Genomic DNA, 3,066 nt, shown 5'->3' with positions numbered 1-3,066 from the left:
CGCCGAGATCTCCAACGGCGCCGAGATCTCCAACGGCGCCGAGATCTCCAACGGCGCCGAGATCTCCAACGGGACCGAGATCTCCAACGGGACCGCCACTTCGAACGGCGCTGGGGTCTCGAACGGCGCTGGGGCCTCGAACGGCGCCGGGACCTCCAACGGCGCCCCCACCCTTCGCGATGCCCTGAAGGGCACCGGCGGAGCCGCCCGCGCCCGGCAAGGGACGATGCTGGCCTTCCTGGGCGTCCTGGCCTTCTCCGGCAGCTTCCCCGGCACCGTCTACGCGATGCGCGGCTTCGACCCCTGGCTGGTCGCCATCGGCCGCGCCGCCGTCGCCGGCCTCATCGCCCTGGTCTGCCTCAAGGCCGCCCGCCTGCCCCTCCTCCCGCCACGCCGCCACTGGCCCTCCTACGCCGTGATCTCCTTGGGCGTGGTCTTCGGCTTCCCGGTGTTCAGCAGCCTCGCCCTCGACCTGGGCGCCAGCACCTCCCACGCCGCCGTGGTCATCGCCCTGCTCCCCGCCGCCACCGCCGCCTGCGCCGTCGTACGGGCCGGCGAACGCCCCCGCCCCCTGTTCTGGGCCGCCTGCGCCGCCGGCGCTGCCGCGATCACCGCCTTCACCCTCACCCGAGGCCAGGCCGGCGCCGCCTGGCCGGACCTGCTCCTGGTCGGCGCCCTCCTGTCAGCCGCGCTCGGCTACACCGAAGGCGGCCGCCTGACCAGGACGACCCCCGGCTGGCAGGTGATCAGCCACGCCCTCGTCCTCTCCCTTCCGCTGACCGCCGTGATCACCGCGGTCCTGGCCCTCACCACCCCCATCACGCCGACCGCCCCCGCCCTGGCCGGCTTCGCCTACGTGGCGCTGATCTCGATGTTCCTCGGCTTCATCCCCTGGTACGCCGGCCTGGCCAGAGGCGGCATCGCCAGAGCCGGCCAGACCCAGCTGGCGCAGCCGCTGCTGACCCTCATCTGGGCCTGGGTCCTGATGGGCGAACGTTTCGGCCCGGCCACCGTGGCCGCCGCACTCGCGGTCCTGGCCTGCGTCGCCGTCACGCAGCGCACCCGCTCGTAGGGAAAGGCCTGGCACGACGACGTGCGCACCGGGCCGCGGCGAAGCTTGCATGGCGTGACGCCGCCACGCAGGATGGCAGGGGAGGTGTCACAACCATGGCGGACCTCACGATCCCGGAAGGCGGCTTCTGGCCCGCGCCGGAGATCCCGCAGCCCAACATCTATCCGATGGAATGGCGCGTGGAGACCGAGAAACTCGCGGCCATCTACGAGAAGTCCAAGCGCAAACTCTGGAACCCGGCCGACCTCCCATGGGACGGCCTCGACCCGGACGACTTCACCCGCGAACAGCGCCTGGGCATCATGTACTGGTTCGCCGTCCTCGCCAATTTCGACGCCTCGGGCCCGGCCGTGTTCGCCCGCGCAACCATCCAGGCTTTCGAGAAACACGAGGAAGACCCGGTCCGGAAGTGCTTCTTCTCCATCACCCGCGACGAGATGAACCATGAGGAGTGCTGCCAGCGCACCATAGCCCGGCTGTGGCCCGGCGGCCCCCTGAACTGGACCCCCGAAGACGATCTCGAAAAGGCCGCCCACAACAACATCGGCTGGCTCTACCACAACGGCGGCCGCTACTGGAACGGCTACACCAGCGCCGTCGGAAGATACTCGCTGCCGGTCCTGTTCACGAGTTTCATGATGGGCGAGATGGCCGCCTCCACGCTGTTCAGAGGCATGGCCACGGGCACCCGGCATCCGGTCTTCGGCGAGATGTTCCAGCGCATCGGCCTCGACGAGTCCCGTCATCTGCAAATCTGCATGACCATTCTGGAAAACGAGTGGCCGGGCCTCACCGACGAGACCCGCAGCCTCATCACCCGCCAGCTGCGGGCCGGTTTCGTGTTCCTCTCCATGATTCTCTGGGAGCCTCCAGAAGGTTTCTGGGAACTCCCGCCCTACTTCCTCGGCAACCACCGCGTCCTGATGGACCACGCCAGGGAAGCGGGACTGGGCGTGCTGTCGTACGAGGAACAGAAGGAGAACTGGCGCGTGGCCATGGCGAAGGTCCGCGCGATCGTCGAACGATGGGGCATCGCCTTCCCCGCCATTCCCGAACTGGACCTGGAAGGCGTCGAGGTGAACGTCATCGACCCGGAGGAGATCATCCCCGTCTTCTAGAATGCGCGTATGTGGCCCCGCATCGACGGACGCAGAGTCCTTGCCCTCGGCACGCCCGGCAAGGTGCGCACCCTGCTGACCGACCTCACCCTCTCAGGCACGAAGACCGCCACCGCCGGTCTCCTGCCCCTCGACTACGAGGCGGAGGGCGAAGAGGTCGAACACGTCGGCGAACACCTGATCCTCGTGAACGACGCCGGCGAGAAGGCCGCCACGATCGAGATCACCTCAGTGGCGCTGGTGCCGTTCGCCGAAGTGCCGTGGGAGTTCGCCGAGGCGGAAGGCGAAGGATTCACCTCGATCCAGCACTGGCGGGACGTCCACCAGCGCTACTGGTCATCCTTGGGCCACGAGGTGAACGACACCTCCACAATCGTCTGCCTCCACTACCGCCTGCTCCCCGCCTAGCCCCCGCGCCCAAACACCAAGCCCCCAAACACAACCAGCCCCCGAACAACCACCTCCAACCGCACCGCCCCTCAACCCACGCTTGGGGGGCGCGCGCCCATCAACCACCTATATTCAGACCCCGACCACGCCCCTCGGCCAAGCATCCACTCCCGGCCAAGCATCCACCCCTGGGGCCGAGCATCCGTTCCCGGCCAAGCACCCATTCCCAGCCAAGCATCCGCCTCCCGCCAGGCACGCATTCACGGCCCCGGACTCAAGTCCTGCCACAAAGGCGATCCAACCCGCGCCGCCGTCACTCCCCACCGACGCCCTCAGCGAACCGCCCCACCCGACTCCCGCGTACTTCCACCTCCGTCGTCCCCTGTGCCGTCGTCCCCTGTGCCGTCGTCCCCTGTGCCGTCGTCCCCTGTGCCGTCGTCCCCTGTGCCGTCGTCCCCTGTGCCGTCGTCCCCTGTGCCGTCGTCC

The 3,066-nt window shown here is 68.9% G+C and carries 3 protein-coding genes; all 3 read left to right on the top strand.

Translation table 11 applies throughout. The annotated features are described in order from the left end of the window. Positions 1-1,072: EamA family transporter (locus ACWCSD_RS49120; RefSeq protein WP_449926160.1), on the top strand; the 1,072-nt coding region annotated here is incomplete at its 5' end. 95 nt (positions 1,073-1,167) lie between these two features. Continuing rightward, positions 1,168-2,190 (top strand): hypothetical protein, encoded by a 1,023-nt coding sequence (locus ACWCSD_RS49115; protein ID WP_397160845.1) that lies wholly within the window; start codon positions 1,168-1,170, stop codon positions 2,188-2,190. A gap of 9 nt (positions 2,191-2,199) precedes the next feature. Further along, a complete protein-coding gene (locus ACWCSD_RS49110) occupies positions 2,200-2,598 on the top strand; it encodes an ASCH domain-containing protein (RefSeq protein ID WP_449926157.1) in 399 nt (132 codons plus the stop codon). Positions 2,599-3,066 lie beyond the last annotated feature (468 nt).

The sequence above is a fragment of the Nonomuraea sp. NPDC001684 genome (assembly GCF_053596515.1).
Note: the sequence above shows the minus strand (reverse complement) of the source record. Positions and strands in the feature narration are given on the sequence as shown.